This is a genomic window from Nonomuraea cypriaca (assembly GCF_015645445.1).
Classification (GTDB): Bacteria; Actinomycetota; Actinomycetes; order Streptosporangiales; family Streptosporangiaceae; genus Nonomuraea; species Nonomuraea cypriaca.
On record NZ_JADOGI010000441.1, the window covers coordinates 1 to 3,469 of the forward strand.

Here is a 3,469-nt window from a genome sequence, read left to right on the forward strand (position 1 = left end):
CCCTCCACCGGCGCGGCCCACGCCTCCCCGGGGTGGTCGCGGAGTGCGGCGGACAGGCGGGCGGCGCCGTCCCGCAGGCCGGCCAGGTGGCGGCCGGCCGGTTGGGCCGCGGCGGCCTCGATGGCGGCGGCCCTGGCCTCGATGGAGGCGTACTGGGGGACTCTGACGCCGGTCTTCGCCCAGGTCAGGAGGTTGATGTGGGAGGCGGCGTTCTGGGCCAGGTGGGTGAGGACGTGGCCCCTGGTCCAGCCGGGCAGGAGGGAGGGGGCGGCGATGTCGGCGTCGCTGAGGGACGCGGCCGTGGCCAGCAGTCGCTCGGTGGCCGAGGTCAGTTCGGCCTGCAAGGCGGGTAGGACGGTCATGTATGGATTTTTAGTGATTTAAAGTGTCGGGAGTGGAGTCGGGCATAAACCAGCAGGTCAGCGAGTTGAGTAGCAAAGGCCTCCTGCCGGGGCGGGAGATGGCCGTACCCTGTGGGGGACGGATTTTCGGGGGCTCGCGGTCGGCTCCGCGTATGGGTCGCCGAAATTGTCGGACCCCCCGTCTACCATCCCCCGTGGACCTATCCGCCTTTCGACTTTCGGGATCGCCGTGGCAGACCGCCTGATCGTGCGTGGTGCACGTGAACACAACCTCAAGGACGTCTCGCTCGACCTGCCGCGAGACTCGCTGATCGTCTTCACCGGCCTGTCCGGTTCGGGCAAGTCCAGCCTGGCCTTCGACACGATCTTCGCGGAGGGTCAGCGCCGCTACGTCGAGTCCCTGTCGGCCTATGCCCGCCAGTTCCTGGGCCAGATGGACAAGCCCGACGTCGACTTCATCGAGGGCCTGTCGCCGGCGGTGTCGATCGACCAGAAGGCCACGAGCAAGAACCCGCGCTCGACGGTCGGCACGATCACCGAGGTCTACGACTACCTGAGGCTGCTGTGGGCGCGCATCGGCAAGCCCCACTGCCCGGTGTGCGCGCGCCCGATCGCCAGGCAGACGCCGCAGCAGATCGTCGACCGGGTGATGGACCTGGCCGAGGGCACCAGGTTCCAGGTGCTCGCGCCGGTCATCAGGGGCCGCAAGGGCGAATACGCCGAGCTGTTCCGTGAGCTCCAGACCAAGGGCTTCGCCCGGGCCAGGGTCGACGGCACGGTCGTGCGACTGGAGGAGCCGCCGACGCTGAAGAAGTACGAGAAACACGACATCGAGGTCATCGTCGACCGGCTGTCGGTCAAGGAGTCGGCGCGGCGCCGGCTCAACGACTCGGTCGAGACGGCGTTGCAGCTGTCCGGCGGCACGATCACGCTCGAGTTCGTCGACCTGCAGGAAGACGACCCCGGCCGCGAGCGCTTCTACTCCGAGCACCTCTACTGCCCCTACGACGACCTGTCGTTCGAGGAGCTGGAGCCGCGCTCGTTCTCGTTCAACTCGCCGTTCGGCGCCTGCCCGGAGTGCACGGGCCTCGGGACGAAGATGGAGGTGGACCCCGACCTGGTGGTGCCCGACCCCGAGCGGACGCTCGGCGAGGGCGCGCTCCACCCGTGGTCGGGCGGCCACACCAGCGAATACTTCACCAGGCTGATCGAGGCGCTGGGGCACACGGTCGGGTTCACGATCGACACGCCGTGGGAGAAGTTGCCGAAGAAGGCGCAGAAGTCGCTGCTCTTCGGCCACGACGAGCAGGTGCACGTCCGCTACAGCAACCGGTTCGGCCGCCAGCGCGCCTACTACACCACCTACGACGGCGTCATCCCGTGGGTGCAGCGCAGGCACGCCGAGGCGGAGAGCGACTCGGCGCGCGAGCGGTTCGAGGGCTACATGCGCGAGATCCCGTGCCCGGCCTGCAAGGGGGCCAGGCTCAAGCCGGTCACCCTGGCGGTGACGGTGGCGGAGAAGTCGATCGCCGAGGTGGCGGCCATGTCGATCGGCGAGTGCGCGAAGTTCCTGGCCGCGCTCAAGCTGTCCGACCGCGACATGCAGATCGCCGAGCGGGTGGTCAAGGAGATCAACGCCCGCATGGGGTTCCTGCTCGACGTCGGGCTCGACTACCTCACCATGGACCGGGCCGCCGCCACCCTCGCCGGTGGCGAGGCGCAGCGCATCAGGCTGGCCACGCAGATCGGCTCCGGCCTGGTCGGTGTCCTGTACGTCCTCGACGAGCCGTCCATCGGCCTGCACCAGCGCGACAACATGCGCCTGCTCGACACCCTGGTCAGGCTGCGCGACATGGGCAACACGCTGATCGTGGTGGAGCACGACGAGGACACGATCGCGGCGGCCGACTGGGTGGTCGACATCGGGCCCGGCGCCGGCGAGCACGGCGGTCAGGTCGTCGTGTCCGGCACCGTTCAGGAGCTCCTCGAAAGCGAGGAGTCCATCACCGGCCAGTACCTGTCCGGGCGCAGGCGCATTCCGATCCCGGCCAAGCGCCGCAAGCGCGACAAGAAGCGGCAGATCACGGTCAAGGGAGCGCGCCAGCACAACCTCAAGGGCGTCGACATCGACTTCCCGCTGGGCGTGTTCACGGCCGTGACCGGGGTGTCGGGGTCAGGGAAGTCGACGCTGGTCAACGACATCCTCTACAACGCGCTGGCCAAGGAGCTCAACGGGGCGCGCACGGTGGCGGGGCGGCACTCGCGCATCAACGGCATGGACCAGGTGGACAAGGTGGTCCACGTCGACCAGTCGCCGATCGGGCGGACGCCGCGCTCCAACCCGGCCACGTACACCGGGGTGTTCGACCACGTGCGCAAGCTGTTCGCGGCCACCGCCGAGGCGAAGGTGCGCGGCTACCAGCCCGGGCGGTTCAGCTTCAACGTCAAGGGCGGGCGCTGCGAGGCCTGCTCAGGCGACGGCACCATCAAGATCGAGATGAACTTCCTGCCGGACGTCTACGTCCCCTGCGAGGTCTGCCACGGAGCCCGCTACAACCGGGAGACGCTGGAGGTCCACTACAAGGGCAAGACGATCGCCGAGGTCCTCGACATGTCGATCGAGGAGGGCCTCGGGTTCTTCGACGCGATCCCCGCGATCAAGCGTCACCTGCAGACGCTCAACGACGTGGGGATGGGCTACGTGCGACTGGGCCAGCCGGCCACGACGCTGTCCGGTGGCGAGGCGCAGCGGGTCAAGCTCGCCTCGGAGTTGCAGCGGCGGCAGACCGGGCGGACCATCTACGTGCTGGACGAGCCGACCACGGGGCTGCACTTCGAGGACATCCGCAGGTTGCTGGGTGTGCTCGGGCGGCTGGTCGACGGCGGCAACACCGTGATCGTCATCGAGCACAACCTCGACGTGATCAAGACCGCCGACTGGATCATCGACATGGGGCCCGAGGGCGGGTCCCGTGGCGGCACGCTGGTCGCGAGCGGGACGCCTGAGGAGATCGCGCTGGTGGACGAGAGCCACACCGGGCGGTTCCTGCGGAAGATCCTCTCGTTCTGACCCTCCCGCACCGGTCGTTCCGGGGCTGGGGCGGGAG

At 68.8% G+C, this 3,469-nt stretch carries 2 protein-coding genes; one reads left to right on the forward strand and one right to left on the reverse strand.

Annotation, left to right across the window (positions count from 1 at the left end; genetic code table 11):
• A partial coding sequence (locus ITP53_RS54510) for a maleylpyruvate isomerase N-terminal domain-containing protein (RefSeq protein ID WP_195903340.1) occupies window positions 1-362 on the reverse strand: 362 nt, incomplete at its 3' end.
• A gap of 229 nt (window positions 363-591) precedes the next feature.
• Here ITP53_RS54510 and uvrA point away from each other — a divergent pair.
• The gene (uvrA, locus tag ITP53_RS54515) at window positions 592-3,432 is read left to right on the forward strand and encodes an excinuclease ABC subunit UvrA (RefSeq protein WP_195903341.1); all 2,841 of its coding nucleotides are present in this window, start codon (window positions 592-594) and stop codon (window positions 3,430-3,432) included.
• The last annotated feature ends 37 nt before the right edge of the window (window positions 3,433-3,469 follow it).